This window comes from Pseudomonas eucalypticola (assembly GCF_013374995.1).
GTDB lineage: Bacteria > Pseudomonadota > Gammaproteobacteria > Pseudomonadales > Pseudomonadaceae > Aquipseudomonas > Aquipseudomonas eucalypticola.
In genome coordinates, this window is record NZ_CP056030.1 from 6,282,594 (window position 1) to 6,301,107 (window position 18,514).

At 62.4% G+C, this 18,514-nt stretch carries 19 protein-coding genes; 12 read left to right on the forward strand and 7 right to left on the reverse strand.

The annotated features are described in order from the left end of the window. Positions 1–309: 309 nt before the first annotated feature. Together HWQ56_RS28305 and HWQ56_RS28310 are read right to left on the reverse strand one after the other, a co-directional pair. Complete coding sequence (locus HWQ56_RS28305) at positions 310–1,296, reverse strand: phosphate ABC transporter substrate-binding protein PstS (RefSeq protein ID WP_158152746.1); 987 nt, start codon at positions 1,294–1,296, stop codon at positions 310–312. 204 nt (positions 1,297–1,500) lie between these two features. Then, positions 1,501–2,790 (reverse strand): MFS transporter, encoded by a 1,290-nt coding sequence (locus tag HWQ56_RS28310; protein ID WP_176572275.1) that lies wholly within the window; start codon positions 2,788–2,790, stop codon positions 1,501–1,503. A gap of 369 nt (positions 2,791–3,159) precedes the next feature. On the opposite strand from HWQ56_RS28310, the gene HWQ56_RS28315 reads away from it, so the two are divergent. Both HWQ56_RS28315 and HWQ56_RS28320 read left to right on the forward strand, forming a co-directional pair. After that, positions 3,160–3,561: an acyl-CoA thioesterase gene (locus HWQ56_RS28315; protein ID WP_008366910.1), complete on the forward strand. Its 402-nt coding sequence runs from the start codon at positions 3,160–3,162 to the stop codon at positions 3,559–3,561. A 72-nt stretch (positions 3,562–3,633) separates the two neighbouring features. Next, on the forward strand, positions 3,634–4,536 hold the full coding sequence (locus tag HWQ56_RS28320) for a D-hexose-6-phosphate mutarotase (protein ID WP_158152744.1): 903 nt from the start codon (positions 3,634–3,636) through the stop codon (positions 4,534–4,536). Between the two features lie 62 nt (positions 4,537–4,598). Here HWQ56_RS28320 and HWQ56_RS28325 read toward each other — a convergent pair whose 3' ends face one another. From HWQ56_RS28325 to HWQ56_RS28345, 5 genes are all read right to left on the reverse strand, one after another. Beyond that, positions 4,599–5,138, reverse strand: coding sequence for a DUF3299 domain-containing protein (locus tag HWQ56_RS28325; RefSeq protein WP_158152743.1), 540 nt, complete (start codon positions 5,136–5,138; stop codon positions 4,599–4,601). A gap of 76 nt (positions 5,139–5,214) precedes the next feature. Next, positions 5,215–5,460: a GlsB/YeaQ/YmgE family stress response membrane protein gene (locus HWQ56_RS28330; protein WP_158152742.1), complete on the reverse strand. Its 246-nt coding sequence runs from the start codon at positions 5,458–5,460 to the stop codon at positions 5,215–5,217. 91 nt (positions 5,461–5,551) lie between these two features. Continuing rightward, on the reverse strand, positions 5,552–6,634 hold the full coding sequence (locus tag HWQ56_RS28335) for a 5-(carboxyamino)imidazole ribonucleotide synthase (RefSeq protein WP_158152741.1): 1,083 nt from the start codon (positions 6,632–6,634) through the stop codon (positions 5,552–5,554). A gap of 9 nt (positions 6,635–6,643) precedes the next feature. After that, on the reverse strand, positions 6,644–7,135 hold the full coding sequence (gene purE / locus HWQ56_RS28340; protein WP_158152740.1) for a 5-(carboxyamino)imidazole ribonucleotide mutase: 492 nt from the start codon (positions 7,133–7,135) through the stop codon (positions 6,644–6,646). A 255-nt stretch (positions 7,136–7,390) separates the two neighbouring features. Further along, positions 7,391–8,299 carry a LysR substrate-binding domain-containing protein gene (locus HWQ56_RS28345; RefSeq protein ID WP_158152739.1) on the reverse strand — a complete coding sequence of 303 codons (909 nt, stop codon included), beginning with the start codon at positions 8,297–8,299 and terminating at the stop codon, positions 7,391–7,393. A gap of 168 nt (positions 8,300–8,467) precedes the next feature. Between HWQ56_RS28345 and HWQ56_RS28350 the strand changes: the two genes are divergently transcribed. The 10 genes from HWQ56_RS28350 to HWQ56_RS28395 all read left to right on the forward strand — a co-directional run bounded on the left by HWQ56_RS28350 (position 8,468) and on the right by HWQ56_RS28395 (position 18,514). Then, entirely contained in the window at positions 8,468–9,892 is a 1,425-nt protein-coding gene (locus tag HWQ56_RS28350; protein ID WP_158152738.1) for an aspartate ammonia-lyase, read from the forward strand. A 463-nt stretch (positions 9,893–10,355) separates the two neighbouring features. Continuing rightward, positions 10,356–11,192 carry an ABC transporter ATP-binding protein gene (locus HWQ56_RS28355; protein ID WP_245217809.1) on the forward strand — a complete coding sequence of 279 codons (837 nt, stop codon included), beginning with the start codon at positions 10,356–10,358 and terminating at the stop codon, positions 11,190–11,192. A 38-nt stretch (positions 11,193–11,230) separates the two neighbouring features. Next, positions 11,231–12,217, forward strand: a complete 987-nt coding sequence (locus HWQ56_RS28360) for an ABC transporter substrate-binding protein (protein WP_158152736.1) — start codon at positions 11,231–11,233, stop codon at positions 12,215–12,217. Positions 12,218–12,246: 29 nt separating this feature from the next. Continuing rightward, positions 12,247–13,023, forward strand: a complete 777-nt coding sequence (locus HWQ56_RS28365; RefSeq protein ID WP_158152735.1) for an ABC transporter permease — start codon at positions 12,247–12,249, stop codon at positions 13,021–13,023. Next, positions 13,023–13,787, forward strand: a complete 765-nt coding sequence (locus HWQ56_RS28370) for an SDR family oxidoreductase (RefSeq protein WP_176572500.1) — start codon at positions 13,023–13,025, stop codon at positions 13,785–13,787. The genes HWQ56_RS28365 and HWQ56_RS28370 overlap by 1 nt, the downstream gene beginning before the upstream one ends. A gap of 13 nt (positions 13,788–13,800) precedes the next feature. Continuing rightward, positions 13,801–14,340 (forward strand): cupin domain-containing protein, encoded by a 540-nt coding sequence (locus tag HWQ56_RS28375; protein WP_158152734.1) that lies wholly within the window; start codon positions 13,801–13,803, stop codon positions 14,338–14,340. Between the two features lie 6 nt (positions 14,341–14,346). After that, on the forward strand, positions 14,347–15,219 hold the full coding sequence (locus HWQ56_RS28380) for an alpha/beta fold hydrolase (RefSeq protein ID WP_176572277.1): 873 nt from the start codon (positions 14,347–14,349) through the stop codon (positions 15,217–15,219). Continuing rightward, a complete protein-coding gene (locus HWQ56_RS28385) occupies positions 15,216–16,040 on the forward strand; it encodes an IclR family transcriptional regulator (protein WP_158152732.1) in 825 nt (274 codons plus the stop codon). The genes HWQ56_RS28380 and HWQ56_RS28385 overlap by 4 nt, the downstream gene beginning before the upstream one ends. A gap of 1 nt (position 16,041) precedes the next feature. Then, positions 16,042–16,839 (forward strand): SDR family oxidoreductase, encoded by a 798-nt coding sequence (locus HWQ56_RS28390; protein ID WP_158152731.1) that lies wholly within the window; start codon positions 16,042–16,044, stop codon positions 16,837–16,839. Beyond that, the gene (locus HWQ56_RS28395; RefSeq protein ID WP_158152730.1) at positions 16,832–18,514 is read left to right on the forward strand and encodes a thiamine pyrophosphate-binding protein; all 1,683 of its coding nucleotides are present in this window, start codon (positions 16,832–16,834) and stop codon (positions 18,512–18,514) included. Before HWQ56_RS28390 ends, HWQ56_RS28395 begins: the two co-directional genes overlap by 8 nt.

Consider the following 18,514-nt stretch of genomic DNA (forward strand, 5'->3'; position numbering starts at 1 on the left):
TCAGGGTGATGGCAGCCAGCACGGCAAGCCCGCCCACCAGTACATACCAGCGGGTCAGGCGGTCCTTGAGCGCACGCAGCTTGCGCTTGCGTACCAGTTCCGGCGTGTTGAAGTCGATGCGCGCGGGTGGTTTGCGGGGAATGTTTGCAGAGTTGGCCAGATCATTCATGGGCACACCCTAGCGACCTCGTATGACAGAAACGTGACAGTGAATAGACGCGACGAGGTCTGTCGCCTGGACATGCCCGGCAACAAACCTTGGTCAATCTGCAAGCGAGGGCTCTGGAACGGCCCTGCCAGCCATTGTACTTACTTTGAGCCTTCACTCAGCCCCAGATCGGCCAGGGCTTTGGCCGCTACCTTGGCCGGGAGCGGGATGTAACCATCTTTTACCACGATCTGCTGACCGGATTGTGACAACACCAGCTTCACGAACTCGGCCTCCAAGGGGGCCAATGGCTTGTTCGGCGCCTTGTTCACATACAGGTAGAGGAAACGCGACAGCGGGTACTTGCCGTTGAGGGTATTCTCTTCGGTTTCCTCCACGAACGTGGTGCTGCCCTGCTTTGCCAGCGCCACGGTCTTCACGCTGGCTGTCTTGTAGCCGATGCCTGAATAGCCGATACCGTTGAGCGAACTGCTGATGGACTGCACCACCGACGCTGAACCGGGTTGCTCATTGACGTTGGGCTTGTAGTCGCCCTTGCACAGCGCAGCCTCCTTGAAATACCCATAAGTGCCCGACACCGAATTGCGCCCGAACAACTGCACCGGTTTATTGGCCAGGTCCCCGGTCACGCCCAGGTCACCCCACGTCTTGACCTCGGCCTTGGCCCCGCACAGGCGGGTAGCCGAGAAAATCGCATCCACCTGCTCCATGGTCAGGTGCTGGATGGGGTTGTCTTTGTGCACGAACACTGCCAAGGCGTCCACCGCCACGGGCACCGCCGTCGGCCGGTAGCCGTACTTCTGCTCGAAGGCCTGCAGCTCGACATCCTTCATCTTGCGGCTCATGGGCCCCAGGTTCGCGGTACCCTCGGTCAACGCCGGCGGCGCAGTGGACGACCCGGCAGCCTGTACCTGGATATTGACGTTGGGGTATTCCTTTTTATACGCCTCGGCCCACAGGGTCATGAGGTTGGCCAGGGTATCGGAGCCGACGCTGGACAGGTTCCCGGACACGCCCGTGGTCTTCACATAGGCAGGGATGGTGGGGTCTACAGCGGCGGTGGCGTGAACACTGGCAGTACCCGCGACAGCCACGCTGATCGCGGCCATCAAACGCTTGAAATTCATGCCTGACTCCAGGAATAGGGGTTGTTCGGATGGGTCGGGCGCCAGTATCGATAGCCCATGTGAACATTCTATGTATGGATTGTGACAGAAGGATGAATGGCCATTACGGGATATTGCCGCCACTGCGGGATGGGCGTCGGGCCGCGTCGGACGTTGTGTAATGCGTGCACGTACAACGCGGCCTACCGGATGTTCAAGACGCGATCAACGCTTCTTCGCCAGCAGATACAGCCCCACCGCCAGGCCGATCATGCAAATACCTGCAACATAATACGCCGGCCCCATCGGGTCAGATTTAAGCAGCAGGGTCACGATCATCGGCGTCAGGCCACCGAAGATGGCGTATGCCAGGTTGTAGGAAAACGACAGCCCGGTGAAGCGCACCACCGCCGGGAACGCCTTGACCATCACGTACGGCACTGCGCCGATGGTGCCCACGAACAGACCGGTCAGCGCGTACAGCGGGAACAGCCAGTCGGGGTGGGCATGCAGGCTGTGGTAGAACACCCACGAGCTGGCCAGCAGGGCCAGGCTGCCCCCTACGAAGACTCGCCCCGCGCCGAGGCGGTCAGCCAGTGCGCCAGCGCATACACAGCCAATGCTGAGAAAGACGATGGCCAGGCTGTTGGCCTGCAAGGCCACCGAGGGGCTGAAGCCGTAGACGGTCTGCAGCACCGTGGGGGTCATCAGGATGACCACGACGATACCCGCCGACAGCAACCAGGTAAGCAGCATCGACACAGCGATGGCACCGCGGTGGTCACGCAGCACGGCGCGCAGCGGGATCTCATCCGCCAGCGCCTTGCGCTGCTGCAACTCGGCGAACACCGGGGTTTCATGCAACCAGCGGCGCAGGTATACCGACATCAGGCCGAACACCCCGCCCAGCAGGAAAGGAATGCGCCAGGCGTAGTCGGATACCTCGGTGGCGCTATAAATACTGTTCACCAAGGTCGCCACCAGGGAACCGAGCAGGATCCCCGCCGTCAAACCCGACGTCAGCGTGCCACAGGCATAGCCCACATGGCGTGCCGGCACGTGTTCGGACACGAATACCCAGGCACCGGGTACCTCGCCACCAATGGCGGCGCCCTGAATCACCCGCATCAGCAGCAACAGCAAGGGCGCCCACAGGCCGATCTGCGCGTAGGTGGGCAGCAGGCCCATGATCAGGGTCGGCACGGCCATCATGAAGATGCTCAGGGTGAACATTTTCTTGCGCCCCAGCAGGTCACCGAAGTGCGCCATGACGATGCCGCCAAGGGGGCGCGCCAGGTAACCCGCGGCAAAGATGCCGAAGGTCTGCATCAGGCGCAGCCACTCGGGCATGTCGGCTGGGAAGAACAATTTGCCGACCACGGTGGCGAAGAACACGAAAATGATGAAATCGTAGAACTCCAGCGCGCCACCCAGGGCGGAAAGCGACAAGGTCTTGTAGTCATTGCGGGTCAGAGGCCGCGCCGGTTGCGCGGGACTCGAGGGGACGGACGTCATGGTGTGGTTTCTCTTATAGGCAAAACGGCAACCCTCACCAGGGCTGCTTGCGGCTTGGCAGGTGGGGCACGATAGCAAATTGCTTGAAAAAGCACATGGATTGTGATTTTCGGTCGATTAATTGCGTGCCCGACCGTCGTCGCACCCGTTATCGCCCTATATACTGCGCGTCTGTAGGAATTTTCTGGTTGGATACAGGGTGTTTGTGCGAAAGCGTCGCTATAAGCGCTAGCCGATTTCGCAGAGTTACCCTTGGAGCGTCTCTAGCGGCGAAAGCAGCGTAGTATGAAGCTGAATCGTTTTATATGAGGCGTCATTACCCGTTCCGCCAACCCTATATGAGAGTGTTGGGTCAGAGGCACCCCGAGCATGATTGAACTCGAACAAGAAGATCCTATTCCCCAAGGCGACCTGGCCTTGCAGATCACCGCTTTGCCGCGGGAGACCAACGGCTTTGGCGATATCTTCGGCGGCTGGCTGGTCGCGCAGATGGACCTGGCCGGTACAGCCATGGCCAGCAAGGTGGCCGGCGGCCGCGTGGCTACCGTGGCCATAGACCGCATGGCGTTCCTGGTACCGGTTGCCGTGGGCGCGCAGTTGTCGTTCTACACCCAGACGCTGGAAATCGGCCGCAGCTCCATCCAGATGATGGTTGAAGTATGGAGCGATGATCCGCTGTCCAGCGAATGGCGCAAAGTGACCGAAGCGGTCTTCGTTTTCGTTGCCATCGACGGCAGCGGCCGCACCCGTTCCGTACCGCCCCGGCGCTGACAGCCGGCAAACTTGGCGGCGTTTTCAGGGTCAACTGCAATATATCTATTGGATTGGAAGCGAGAACTGCGCATGTCTACCCCCCAGGTCGAGTCGGTCAAACTGGATGAACTGAACTGCTGGCGCATTAGCCACAGCGGTGCCGAGCTGCTGGTAGCCCAGCAGGGTGCCCAGATCCTCAGCTACCAGCGCGCGGGCGAGAAACCGCTGATCTGGCTCAACGACCAGGCGGTGTTCAAGCATGGCAAGCCCGTACGCGCAGGTGTGCCGGTTTGCTGGCCATGGTTCGGCGTGTTCGCCCGCAACCCGCAGCCTGTGCAAGCCATGCTCACGTCGCCCGAGGGGGCCGGAAGCCACGGCCTGGTGCGGGCCATGGACTGGCAACTGCAGGCCATCGACAGTTCCACCGACGATAACCTGCGCATCGATTTCACCCTGCCTGAGGCCGAGGGAAAATTGCCTGGCTGGCCGCACAAAGTAGCGCTGAAACTGAGCATCATCCTCGGCGACCACCTGAGCGTGAGCCTTACCACCACCAACCTGGGTGACGACGACGTTGCCATCAGCCAGGCACTGCATAGCTATTTCGCCGTGAGCGATGTACGCGATGTGCATGTGGAGGGCGTGGCCGGGCTGGATTACATCGAGACCCTGGAAAACTGGGAAGTGCGCAAGCAGGCCAGCGAGCTGCGCTTTGCCGGGGAAACCGACCGCATCTACAAACAGGTCCCCGCGCAGCTGACCATCGTCGACCCGGCCTGGAAACGCCGCGTGCGCCTGACCAGCAGTGGCGCCAATGCCGCGGTGATCTGGAACCCCTGGACCGACCGCGCCGCGCAACTCAGCGACATGGCCGACGATGGCTGGCAGCGCATGCTGTGCATCGAGACGGCCAACGTGATGGATGACATCGTGGTGCTGCTGCCGGGCGCCGAGCACACCTTGGGGGTGACCATCGTCAGCGAGCCGCTCTGAGCCGACAGCTTCTGTGTGGGACCGGGCTTTGCCCGGCCCCACCACGTAAAGCCGCAGCAGCGTTACAAGTCAGATTCCACTACTACCCGCACCTTCGAGGCATCCATGGCGTAGGCAGCATCCGCCATGTCATTGCTGACCTTCTCGATCTTGAGCGTGCCAATCGCCCATAGCGGTGTATAGATATCGTCCAGCTTCAACCCTTTGGGGTAGCGAATCAGGATCATCTGGTTCGGCGGCGGTGGCGGCACGTGGATGCACGCACCCGGGTACGGCACCAGGAAGAAAGCGGTAGCGCGCCCTTTGGCGTCGGTTTCCAGCGGCACGGGGTAGCCACCGATACGGATGTCCTTGCCATTCATTTCAGGCACGGTCTTGGTGGAATACATGACCGCCGGCAGGCCCTTGCTCTGCTTCAACCCGCCCTTGTGGGTAAAGTTGCCATCACCCTCGGGCGTGTTGTGGGTGATTTCCGGCATGGCTTCCAGCGCCTTCTGGTCCGACTTGGGCATCAAGGACAGCCAGTCGGTTTCCGGGAGCTTTTCGGCGGCATGAACGAGGCCGCTGCAGACTAACAAGGTGGCAAGAAGAATACGGCGCATGAAGGGCCTCGACACAAATTGAGTCGGGCATTCTAGCCCTCTCTGCGCGCCAGCAGAGAGGGCCGTCGGGCGAATGTCAGTCTTTTTTGATCATGCCGTACAGCACCAGCAGCACGATGGCACCTACCAGTGCACCCAGGAAGCCAGCGGTTTGCCCAGCCTGGTAGATGCCCAGCGCCTGGCCACCGTAGGTCGCGGCCAGCGAGCCGCCGATGCCCAGCAGGATAGTCATGATCCAGCCCATGCTGTCGTCGCCAGGCTTGAGGAAACGTGCCAGCAAGCCAACGATCAGGCCGATGAAGATGGTACCGATAATACCCATGTGAAACCCTCTGATTGACTGCATAAGCCAAAGCCTAGTCGTGCTTTGGCATCCTGCCATCAGAGGGCCTCACGGCCAGGATGGTTCCCTGTCAGGCACCGATGAGGGCTTCGACAGCCTTGATCTGCTGCTGCAGGGTCGCCATGTCGGCGCTGCGCAGCGTGGCATGGCCCACCTTGCGGCCTGCCTTGAATGCCTTGCCATAGTGATGCAGGTGGCAATCGGCAACCGAGATCACCTTGTCCACCGGCGGCACTTCACCAATGAAGTTGAGCATGGCGCTTTCGCCCACCTTGGCGGTGGAACCCAGCGGCAGGCCGGCCACGGCGCGCAGGTGGTTCTCGAACTGGCTGCACTCGGCGCCTTCGATGGTCCAGTGCCCGGAGTTGTGCACGCGCGGGGCGATCTCGTTGGCCTTGAGGCCGCCGTCCACTTCGAAGAACTCGAACGCCAGCACACCCACGTAGTCCAGGTGCTCGAGCACGCGCGAGGCGTAGTCTTCGGCCAGGCCTTGCAGCGGGTGGTCGGTGCTGGCCACGGACAGGCGCAGGATGCCGGTTTCGTGGGTGTTGTGCACCAGCGGGTAGAAGCGCGTCTCGCCGTCGCGGGCACGCACGGCGATCAGGGATACTTCGCCGGTGAAGGGTACGAAGCCTTCCAGCAGGCACGGCACGCTGCCCAACTCTGCGAACGTACCTTCGACGTCCGCCTGGGTGCGCAGCACCTTCTGGCCCTTGCCGTCGTAACCCAGGGTGCGGGTCTTGAGCACGGCCGGCAGACCGATGCTGGCCACCGCCGCGTCCAGGTCGGCTTGCGACTGGATATCGGCGAACGTCGGGGTCGGCACGCCCAGATCCTTGAACATGCTCTTCTCGAACCAGCGGTCCCGGGCAATGCGCAAGGCATTGGCGCTCGGGTACACCGGCACGAACTGCGACAGGAACGCCACGGTCTCGGCCGGCACGCTTTCGAACTCGAAGGTCACCAGGTCGACTTCGTCGGCCAACTGGCGCAAGTGGTCCTGATCCCCATAGTCGGCACGCAAGTGCTCGCCCAGGGGCGCAGCACAGGCGTCGGGCGCAGGGTCCAGGAAAGCGAAATTCATACCCAGCGGGGTGCCCGCCAGCGCCAACATGCGGCCCAGCTGGCCGCCACCAATAACACCGATCTTCATGAAAGAGCCTCAGGCCTGACGCGGGTCTGGATTGTCCAGCACGCTGTCTGTCTGTTCAGTGCGGAATTGCTTGAGCACGGCATGGAACTGCGGGTGCTTGGCGCCCAGGATGCTGGCCGACAGCAGCGCTGCGTTGATGGCGCCGGCCTTGCCGATGGCCAGGGTAGCCACCGGCACGCCGGCAGGCATCTGCACGATCGACAGCAACGAATCGACACCCGAGAGCATGGAGGACTGCACCGGCACGCCCAGCACCGGCAGGTGGGTCTTGGCCGCGCACATGCCTGGCAGGTGGGCAGCGCCACCGGCGCCGGCGATGATCACTTCGATTCCGCGGCTTTCCGCTTCCTCGGCGTACTGGAACAGCAGGTCGGGAGTACGGTGAGCGGATACCACCTTCACTTCGTACGGAATACCGAGCTTTTCCAGCATATCGGCGGTGTGGCTAAGGGTGGACCAATCGGACTTGGAGCCCATGATCACGCCAACCAGTGCACTCATCGTCGAGCCTCTTCTCTTGGGCGCCCGCAGGCGCGTCAAAAAACAACAAGCCACGCAGGAAAACCGGCGTGGCTTGTTATACGAATTATGGCCGGTAAAACCGACCGAAGGCCGCGCAGTATACCGCAAAGATCGTGGATAAATAGACCTTCTATCAGGCCTGGAAACCGCGTTTTTACTGACTTTCAAGTCAATCTCGGAAAGCCTGTGGCGTGCCTGGTACAGCGCGGCGCGCGGACGCGGCCAGGTCCCCTGCTACGACTGTGCGGCGGCGCTGCCTTCGAGCTTGCGCCACAACAGGCGTACGTTGGCCTTTCGTACCAGGGCACAGCGATACAGGCGAATCTCCAGCGGCACATGCCACTGCGACCCGCCGCATACCACCAGTTCCCCCCGCTTGAGCTCGGCAATGGCCGACAGGTGCGGCACCCACGCGATGCCCAGGCCCTGCAGCGCCATGCTCTTGAGACTGTCAGCCATCGCGGTTTCATACACCGTGGTGTAGCGCAGGTTGCGCTGGCGCAGCAACAGGTTCACCGAGCGGCCCAGGAACGCACCGGCGCTGTAGGCCAGCAATGGGAAGCTGATGTCGTGCTCCAGGTCGAACAATGGCTTGCCATCAGCCCCCACGGCGCATACCGGGATCATTTCAGTCTGGCCCAGGTGCAGGGAGGGGAAGATCTCGGCGTCCATCTGCAACGCCGCGTCCGGGTCATAGAACGCCAGCATCAGGTCGCAGCCGCCCTCGCGTAACAAATGCACGGCATCGCCCACGTTGGTGGCCACCAGGCGTGTGGCTATGTTCAGGCCTTCATTGCGCAACTGCGCGATCCAGCTCGGAAAGAACCCCAGCGCCAATGAGTGGGCAGCGGCCACCTGCATGACCTCGCCTTGCCCACCTTCCAAGTGATGCAAATGACGCAACACTTCGCCCAATTGCTCCACCACCGTGCGGGCAGTCACCAGGAACAGTTGCCCGGCGGCGGTCAGCTCGATAGGCGTGCGCGAGCGGTTGACCAGTTGCAACCCCAACGCGGCCTCCAGGCTGCGGATCCTGCGGCTGAACGCCGGCTGGGTGACGAACCGGCGCTCGGCGGCCTGGGAGAAGCTGCGGGTGGCGGCCAGGGCGCTGAAATCCTCCAGCCATTTACTCTCAAGATTCATCAGCGACCTCCGGGGCGCCATACGTTGCGGACGACTCATGCGTCACATGACCCATTATGCCGTTTCTGCATAGGGCAGTGTGCAACAGCATTGGCCGACAATCGGTCACAAGCCTAGCATTGGCAGCGTTCCGGCACATGCCGGGTCCACATTGAGATTATCTCTATCATGTCCTCCGCTGCATCACCGCGCATCGAAAAAGACCTGCTTGGCGTTCTCGAAGTCCCCGCTGAAGCGTACTACGGCATCCAGACCCTGCGAGCGGTAACCAACTTCCGCCTCTCGGGCGTCCCGATCTCGCATTACCCCAAGCTGGTGGTGGGCCTGGCCATGGTCAAACAGGCCGCAGCCGACGCCAACCGCGAGCTGGGCCACCTCAGCGATGCCAAGCACGCCGCCATCAGCGAAGCCTGTGCACGGTTGATCCGCGGTGACTTCCACGAGCAGTTCGTGGTGGACATGATTCAAGGCGGCGCTGGCACTTCAACCAACATGAATGCCAACGAAGTCATCGCCAACATCGCGCTGGAGGCCATGGGCCACAGCAAGGGCGAATACCAGTACCTGCACCCCAACAACGACGTGAACATGGCGCAGTCGACCAACGACGCCTACCCCACCGCGATCCGCCTGGGTCTGCTGTTGGGCCACGACGCCCTGTTGGCCAGCCTCGACAGCCTGATCCAGGCGTTCGCAGCCAAAGGCCAGGAGTTCTCTCACGTTCTGAAGATGGGCCGCACCCAGCTGCAGGACGCGGTACCGATGACCCTGGGCCAGGAATTCCACGCTTTCGCCACCACGCTCACCGAAGACCTCAACCGTCTGCGCAGCCTGGCACCAGAGCTGCTGACCGAAGTGAACCTGGGCGGTACCGCCATTGGTACCGGCATCAACGCCGACCCGCGCTACCAGGCCCTGGCCGTGCAGCGCCTGGCCACCATCAGCGGCCAGCCGCTGGTGCCTGCCGCCGACCTGATCGAAGCCACCTCCGACATGGGCGCCTTCGTGCTGTTCTCCGGCATGCTCAAGCGTACCGCGGTCAAGCTGTCGAAGATCTGCAACGACCTGCGCCTGCTGTCCAGCGGCCCACGTACCGGCATCAACGAGATCAACCTGCCGGCTCGCCAGCCAGGCAGCTCGATCATGCCAGGCAAGGTCAACCCGGTGATCCCGGAGGCCGTGAACATGTGCGCCTTCGAAATCATGGGCAACGACCTGGCGCTGACCATCGCCGCCGAAGGTGGCCAATTGCAGCTGAACGTGATGGAACCGCTGATCGCCTACAAGATTTTCGACTCGATCCGCCTGCTGCAACGCGCCATGGACATGCTGCGCGAGCACTGCATCGTCGGTATCACCGCCAACGAACAACGCTGCCGCGAGCTGGTCGAGCACTCCATCGGCCTGGTTACCGCGCTGAACCCCTACATCGGCTACGAGAACGCCACCCGTATCGCCCGCGTGGCCCTGGAAACCGGCCGCGGCGTACTGGAACTGGTGCGTGAGGAAGGCCTGCTGGATGAAGCCAGCCTGGAAGACATCCTGCGCCCCGAGAACATGATTGCTCCCCGCCTGGTGCCCCTGAAGGCCTGACCTTCGGCACCACGCCGCTACACCGCTCACCAGGTCGAGGGACTAGACACCTCTCACCTTTTGAGGGCCCCGGGCTTAGCCCCGCGGGCCCTTTTTTTTGCTTGGAATTTATGTCGGCCGCTCCCGAGCTTCGACCGGCAAGCGGTCAACTTATATATAGCCGTCGCCTGTTTCACCCTTAAAACAAACTGGCAAATAGCCGGTACTCCCGCCGTTACTGCAAAAAGCCCTCTTTTCTCGCAGTTACACAATGTGCGCACAGTGAATGTGCATATCCGTGCCACATAAGAAACTGTGTTTCACCTATAAAACGGTGAATAATTAACCATATCTTTATAACACTTTGATAATAAAGGAGATTAGAAATTAATTAGCGGAAGTTTGTGGATGGCATTGTTCATGCACTAAACAGCGTATCACCTATAAAACAGACCAGAGACCTTCCCCAATGGCTGTGAAAGAGATGTACGCAATCGCCCCCCAGTGGCAACAACCCGCGCCCCGGGAAGAACTGGAGCCGACCGAGATCGAGTTTCGCCAGGTCGGCAAAAGCTTCCCGGCCAAGGGCCAGGCAGACGCGCCGTTCGCCATCCGCCACGTCAATTTCAAGATCCGCCGTGGCGAGGTGGTGTCCATCATCGGCCCGTCCGGTTGCGGCAAGAGCACCATCCTCAACATGGGGTCGGGCCTGTACCGCCCCAGCGAAGGCGAGGTGTTCGTCGGCGGTGATGCGGTGACCGGCCCGGTGCGCAAGGTAGCGTTCATGTTGCAGAAGGACCTGCTGATGCCCTGGCGCAGCATCCGCCGCAATGTGGAGCTGGGCCTGGAAATTCAGGGCATGCCCGCCGCTCAGCGCAAGGTCATCGCCGAAGATCTGCTTAACCGCTGCCACCTGCAAGGTTTTGCCGACCACTACCCCTTCCAGTTGTCTGGCGGCATGCGCCAGCGCGCGGCCTTGGCCCGCACCCTGGCCATCGACCCGCAGGTGCTGTTCCTCGACGAGCCATTCTCGGCCCTCGACGCGCAAACCAAGATGATCCTGCAGCAGGACCTGGCGCAGATGCTTTACCAGGAAAAGAAAACCGCGCTGTTCATCACTCACGACCTGGTGGAAGCCATCGCCATGTCCGACCGCCTGCTGGTGATGAGCGCTCGCCCCGGCACCATCGTCGAGGAAATCGTGGTGGACCTGCCCTTTCGCGAGAACCCGCTGGAGCGCCGCAAGCTGCCTGAGATCGGCCCACTGGCCGGGCGGCTGATGGAACTGCTGAAAGTCGGCGAAGACACCGAACTGCATTGATCACCGCCATACGGCCATCAACCGATTCAGGAGCACGCATGTTCAAGTCCCTGTTCAACACCTCGATCCTCGCCTTGGGCCTCGGCCTGGCGGCGCTGGCACAAGCGCAGACCGACGTCACCTACCTGCTGCCGGCGCCCCCCAATTCGCCTGCTTTCGCACCCTGGGTCATTGCCAAGGAAAAAGGCTATTACAGCAGCAAGGACCTGAACGTTCAGTTCATCGCCGCCAAGGGCGGGGTCGACGTGGCCAAACAGATCGGCGCTGGCAACGCCCTGGTGGGTGGTGCCATCGGCGATACCCCGATCGTGGTGCGGGCCAACGGTATCCCCGTGCGAGCCGTGGCAGTGCTGGGCGCTGGCGGGGTGACCATGATCGCCACCAACGCCGACGCCAATATCCACTCTATCCAGGACCTGAAGGGCAAGACCCTGACCGTGATGTCCTACTCCGACACCACGTACTACGCCCTGTTGGCATCGCTGCGAAAAGCGGGCCTGGGCAAGGACGATGTCAACGTGCAGGCGGCCGGCCCCGCAGGTGTCTGGCAGTTGTTCTCGGCGAAAAAAGCCGAAGCCATGGCCGGCGTGCCGGACTGGGTGGTAGACGCCGAAGATGCTGGCGTGAACGTGAAAATGATTCCCCAGGACCAGGTGTTCGAGAGCATGGCCCAGGCCATCCTGGCCTCCGACGATGCCATCAAGAACCACCCGGACGTAGTGCGCGGGGTCGTGCAGGCCACGCTGCAAGGCATGCGCGACATCATCCAGGACCCGCACGCCGCCGCAGCCACCTTCGCCAAGGCAGTGCCCGCCTATGCCGGCAAGGAAGCGGAGCTGGAACGCACCTTCAAGCTTTACGTCGACAACGTCTACGCCCACCAGGCCGTGCTGGGCCAGATCGACGCCGGGCGCCTGGACAAGGTCCGCCAGTTCTACGTCAGCGAGGGCATCGTCAGCCAGGAGCCCAAGCTCGACGACCTCTACACCAACCAGTTCATCGACACCACGACGGCCGCCAAGTAAGCCGCGCGATAGCCAAAGGTATTGAACCGATGAGAAGCCTGAACCCCTCCATGCTCGGCAGCGTTGCCCTGCTGATCCTGTTCCTGCTGGCCTGGCAATTCGGCCCTGGCCTGTTGGGGATGCCCGAGTTCGTCATGCCCAAACTGAGCCGGGTGGCTCAGGAAACCGTGTCCATGTGGGGCACCAGCGGGTTGCTGAAACATACCTTGATAACCGCCTTTGAAATCATTGTGGGCTTCGGCCTTGGCGCCCTTCTGGGCGTCATGATCGGTGTGTCGCTGGGCCTGTCACCCTCGGCCGAAGCGATGTTGTCGCCGTACATCCTGGCCCTGCAGATCGCCCCCAAGGTCGCCTTCGCGCCGCTGTTCGTGATGTGGCTGGGCTACACCATCTACCCCAAGATCCTGATCGCCATTCTGATCGTGTTCTTCCCGGTGATGATCAACGTGCTGTCGGCGATCCGCACCGTGGACCCGGACATGATCAACCTGGTGCGCACCATGAATGCCAGCCGCTGGCAGATCTTCCGCCTGGTGGAGTTCCCTTCGGCCATGGCTGCCTTGTTCTCCGGCCTGCGCATCGCCTCGACCCTGGCCGTGATCGGCGTCACCGTGGGCGAGCTGGTGGGCGGCAACCAGGGGCTTGGCTTCCTGCTGGTAGACGCCGAAGGCCAGGGCAACACCAGTGGCGTGTTCGTGGCCATCGTCATGCTCACCCTGATCGGTGTGCTCGCCTACGGCGCCGTGGTCTGGGCCGAGAAACGCGTTCTGCACTACCTGCCAAAAGCCATGCTGAGTACAAAATGATGAAGCCCTCCATTCGACTGCTCGAAGGCCGCCGCGTACTGGTCACCGGTGGCGCCCGCGGCCTGGGCTTCGCCTTCGCCGAATCCATCGCCAGGGCCGGCGCCCGGGTGGTGATCGCCGACATCCTCGCCGACCGCGTGCAACAGGCCGCCGCCGAACTGGTGGCCATGGACATGGATGTGACGGGCCTGGTGGTCGACCTCGCCGACCCCGCGTCCATCGACGCCTGCGTCACCGCTGCCTGCCAATGCCTGGGTGGCCTCGATGGCCTGGTCAACAACGCTTCAGTGACCAACTCTGGCGGCAAGACCTGCGAAGAACTGGACATCGACACCTGGGATACGGTGATGAAAGTCAACGTGCGCGGGACGTGGCTGATGACCAGGGCATGCCTGCCCGCCCTTCGCCAGAGCGGTACCGGCGCGGTCATCAACCTGGCTTCCGACACCCCGCTGTGGGGCGCCACCAACCTGCTCGCCTACGTCGCCAGCAAGGGCGCCGTCATCGCCATGACTCGCAGCCTCGCCCGCGAACTGGGCAAGGACAACATCACCGTCAATGCCATCGCCCCAGGCCTGGTGCTGGTGGAAGCCACAGCCTATGTGCCCGAAGCCCGCCACCGCCTTTACACCGAGCAGCGCGCCATCCAGCGCGCGCAGTTGCCCGAGGATGTCAGCGGCGCAGTGATCTTCGCCCTTTCCGACCTTGCCCGCTTCATTACTGGACAAACCCTGCCGGTCAACGGCGGGTTCGTCATGCCCTGAAAAGGAGATAGCCGTGACTGATCTAGCCGCACAACAACAAGCCCCGAAAAGCTGGGAACGCCCCGAGGGGACCAGCCTTGAAGCCTGGATGCAGACCCGCATCGCACGCTACGAAACCCGTAAATACGACTGGAACGCGCTGAAATTCCAGGCCGACTACGACCCCAAGTATCGCCGTGCGCAAATGCGTTATATCGGCACCGGTGGCACCGGTGTCAGCACCGACATGAACACCATTCCCTCAGAGAACTTCACGTTCTCCACCATGGTGATCCCGGCCGGCCACGAAGGCCCCTCGCACCTGCACACCGACGTGGAAGAAGTGTTCTTCGTGCTGCGCGGCAAGCTCAAGGTGGTGATCGAGAAAGACGGCGAGCGCTACGAAACCATTCTCACCGACCGCGACGTGATCTCGGTGCCGCCAGGCGTTTATCGCGAGGAGATCAACATCGGCGACGAAGATGCGTTGATGTGCGTGATGCTCGGCGCCAAGAAGCCGGTCACCCCGACCTATCCGCCAGAGCACCCTCTGGCTTCGATCAAGCGCGGGTAAACCGACATGCATGCCACTGAAAGCCTCGACCCCTGTACCGAACTGCAAACCCTGTTGGCCAACCGCTTCGCCCAGCGCCTGCTGGACGTGGCTAGTGATCAGCAAGCCATTCGCGAAGCCGGTAGCGGCGCCGCCATCGTGCTGTTGCATGGTATCGGTTCGGGCGCCGGCTCGTGGCTGGAAGTGGCGCTGCAACTTGGCCAGCACGCTCGGGTCGTTGCCTGGGATGCCCCGGGGTACGGCGATTCGACGCCGCTGAGGCCAGCGGCACCCCGTGCCGAGGACTACGCCGAACGCCTGCTCCACACCCTGGATGCATTGAACATCGAGCGTTGCGTGCTGGTCGGCCATTCGCTGGGGGCGATCACCGCCGCCGCGTTCAGCCGCCTGCACCCGCAACGCGTCAGCCGCCTGGTGTTGGTGAGCCCCGCCCGCGGCTACGGCGACCCTGCCCGCGAACTCCAGCGCCAGCAGGTCCGCGGCAAGCGCCTGACAACGCTGGAACAACTGGGCATTGCCCAGATGGCCGCTCAACGCAGCAGCGCCATGCTCTCGCCGCGGCCCACCGCCAAGGCGTTGGCCTGGGTGCGCTGGAACATGGCGCGGCTGAACCAACAAGGCTACCGCCAGGCCATCGAACTGCTGTGCGGCGATGACCTGCTGCGCCATGCCCCGCTGCCCGTGCCATGCGAAGTGCACTGCGGCGAAGCCGATGCCATCACCGCGCCCGAGACCTGCCTGACCTTGGCCAAGGCACTGGGCGCCAGCTTCAACCTGATCGCCGATGCAGGGCATGCCAGCCCAATCGAACAACCGCATGTCGTGGCCGGCCGCCTGGCCCATGCCCTCAAGGAATCCCTGACAGGTAGTGCACAATGACCGACACCGATCTGACTAAAGATGCACAGGACAAATACATCGTTCCGGGCCTGGAGCGCGGCTTGTTGCTGCTGTGCGAATTCAGCCGCCAGAACCGCACGCTGACTGCCCCGGAACTGGCCCGCCGCCTGGAACTGCCTCGCTCGACCATCTTTCGCCTGCTGACCACCCTGGAAACCATGGGCTTCGTGACCCGCAGCGGCAACGAATACCGCCTGGGCATGTCGGTACTGCGCCTGGGCTTCGAGTACCTGGCTTCGCTGGAGCTGACCGAACTGGGCCAACCGCTGTTGGCGCGCTTGTGCGACAAACTCAACTACCCCAGCAATCTGGTGGTGCGCGACGGCCGCTCGATTGTCTACGTGGCCAAGGTGTCGCCGCCATCGGTGTTCTCCAGCGCCGTCAATGTCGGCACGCGCCTACCCGCCCATGCCACGGTGCTGGGGCGCATTCTGCTGGAAGACTTGTCTTTGGCCGAGCTGCGCGAGTTGTACCCTGAGGAGCACCTTGAACAGCATTCCCTGTGCACACCCAAGACCGTGCTGGAACTGTTCGACCTGGTGCAGGGCGACCGCCAGCGCGGCTATGTCAGCGGCGAGGGGTTCTTTGAATCGGCGATCTCCACCGTTGCCGCGCCGGTCCGCGACCACAGCGGCCGGATCGTGGCGGCGCTGGGTGTAACCATTCCGACCACCCAAATAGGTCACGTCAACTTCGAGGAAACCCTGGCCCAGGTCCGTCGCAATGCCGACGAACTCTCGCGCTTGCTCAATTACACGCCCAGCCACGGCGGTCGTGTCACCGCGCTGATGAGGGACTGACATGAGCCTCTATCAAATCCAGGGTCGCACGGCGGTCGTCACCGGTGGCTCGTCCGGCATTGGCCTGGCCTGCGTGGAACAACTGCTGGAAGCCGGCGCCAACGTTGCCTTCTGCGGCCGCGACGAAGACCGCCTGCGCAGCGCCGAGGCCGACTTGCGGATGCGCTTTCCTGAAGCGGGTTTGCTGGCCCAGGTCTGCGATGTGCTCGACGCAGCCTCGGTCCAGGCGTTTGCCGCCGCCACCGACACTGCGTTGGGCCCGGCCCAGATGTTGATCAACAACGCCGGCCAAGGACGTGTCTCAACTTTCGCAGACACCACCGATGCGGCATGGACCGAAGAGTTGAACCTGAAATTCTTCTCCGTGATCAACCCGGTACGTGCCTTCATGGCCCAACTGCAACGCCAGGCCGGCGCCTCCATCGTCTGCGTCAACTCACTGCTGGCCAGCCAGCCCGAGCCACACATGGTCGCCACCTCCGCCGCCCGCGCGGGGCTGAAAAACCTGGTGCGTTCCATGGCCACCGAATTTGCTGAACAGGGCATTCGGGTCAACGGCATTCTCATCGGCCTGGTGGAGTCCGGCCAATGGCGGCGCCGCTTCGAGGCCCGCGAAGAACGCCACCTGGACTGGTCCCAATGGACCGCGCAATTGGCGCAGCGCAAACATATTCCCTTGGGCCGCCTGGGCCTGCCCGTAGAGGCAGCCCGCGCGATCCTCTTCCTGGCTTCGCCCTTGTCGGCTTACACCACAGGCAGCCATATCGATGTTTCTGGAGGCCTGTCCCGTCATGCGTAACGACAACCAAGTCACCGTAGGTGCCGCTATCACCGCCTTCCTCGAGCAGTGCGACGTCAAGGCAGCGTTCGGCGTGATCTCCATCCACAACATGCCTATCCTCGATGCCTTCGCGGTACGCGGCAATATCCGTTTCGTCATGGCCCGCGGTGAAGCCGGCGCCACCAACATGGCCGATGCCTACGCACGCACCACGGGCGGGCTGGGTGTATGCCTGACCTCCACGGGAACCGCTGCCGGCAATGCTGCCGGTGCCATGGTAGAAGCACAGACCGCAGGCACACCGCTGCTGCATATCACCGGGCAGATCGAGACCCAATACCTGGACCAGGAGTTTGCCTACATCCATGAGGCGCGCGACCAACTGACCATGCTCAAGGCAGTGTCGAAAGCCGCCTTTCGGGTACGCAGCGTCGAGACTGCACTGAGCACCATGAAGCTTGCCGTGCAAACCGCACTCACCGCGCCTACAGGGCCGGTCAGTGTCGAGATCCCGATCGACATTCAATCAACCTTCATCACCATGCCAACCGACTTGGCGCCACTGCCTGTGCCGGTGGCCGTGCCGGCACCAGAAGCCCTGGATGCCCTGGCCGAGCGCATGGCTGGCGCCAAACGCCCGATGCTGTGGCTGGGTGGCGGTGCGCGTCATGCGGGCAAACAAGTGAAGCGTTTGCTGGAAATGGGCGTTGGTGTCATTACCTCTACCCAAGGGCGCGGCGTCGTCAACGAAGACGATGAACGCTGCCTGGGCGCTTTCTCACAAAACCGCGCCGTGGAACAGTTCATGCAATCCTGCGACGTACTGCTGGTAGCCGGTTCACGTCTGCGCTCCAACGAAACCTTCAAGTACGCACTGAAACTGCCGCAGACCACCCTGCGCATTGACGCCAACCCAGCGATTGAAGGCCGCAGCTACAGTAGCGACCAATTCGTGTGCGGCGATACCGCCCTGGCTTTGGACGGTTTGGCAGACCGGCTGGAAGGTCGACTGAATATAGACCCAATGTTCCACGTGGAACTATTGCAGGTGCGCGCCAAGTCGCGCGCGCAGCTGAATACGGACTTGGGTCCCTACAGCGCCCTCGTGGAACAACTGCAAGCCGTCACCGGTCGCCACTTTTCCTGGGTACGCGACGTGACTCTGTCCAACAGCATCTGGGGCAATCGCCTTATCAACCTGTTCCATCCACGCGCAGGCGTGCACGCTTTGGGCGGTGGTATTGGCCAAGCGCTGGCCATGGGTATTGGCGCTGCAGTTGCTGCCGCTGAAACTGCGCCGGAGCGCAAAGTATTCGCCCTGGCTGGCGATGGTGGCTTCATTCTGAACCTGGGTGAGCTCGCAACCCTGGTGCAGGAAAAGGCCAACGTGGTGATCCTGCTGATGAACGACCAGCGCTACGGTGTGATTCGCAATATCCAGGATGCCATCTACGGCGCCCGGCACGCCTACGTGGAACTGCATACGCCGGACTACACCCAACTGGCCGCGTCCATGGGGCTGCGCCACGCGCTGGTCAGCGACCTGAAAAACTTCAGCGGCGTGATCGAAGGCGCCTTGGCTGAACCGGGCCCGTTTCTCCTGGAAGTGGACATGCTGGCGGTCGGTGGGTTTGCCACCCAGTTCGCCGGCCCGCCCAACAGCGAAACCAAGGCTCAAAAGGCCACCGCCTGA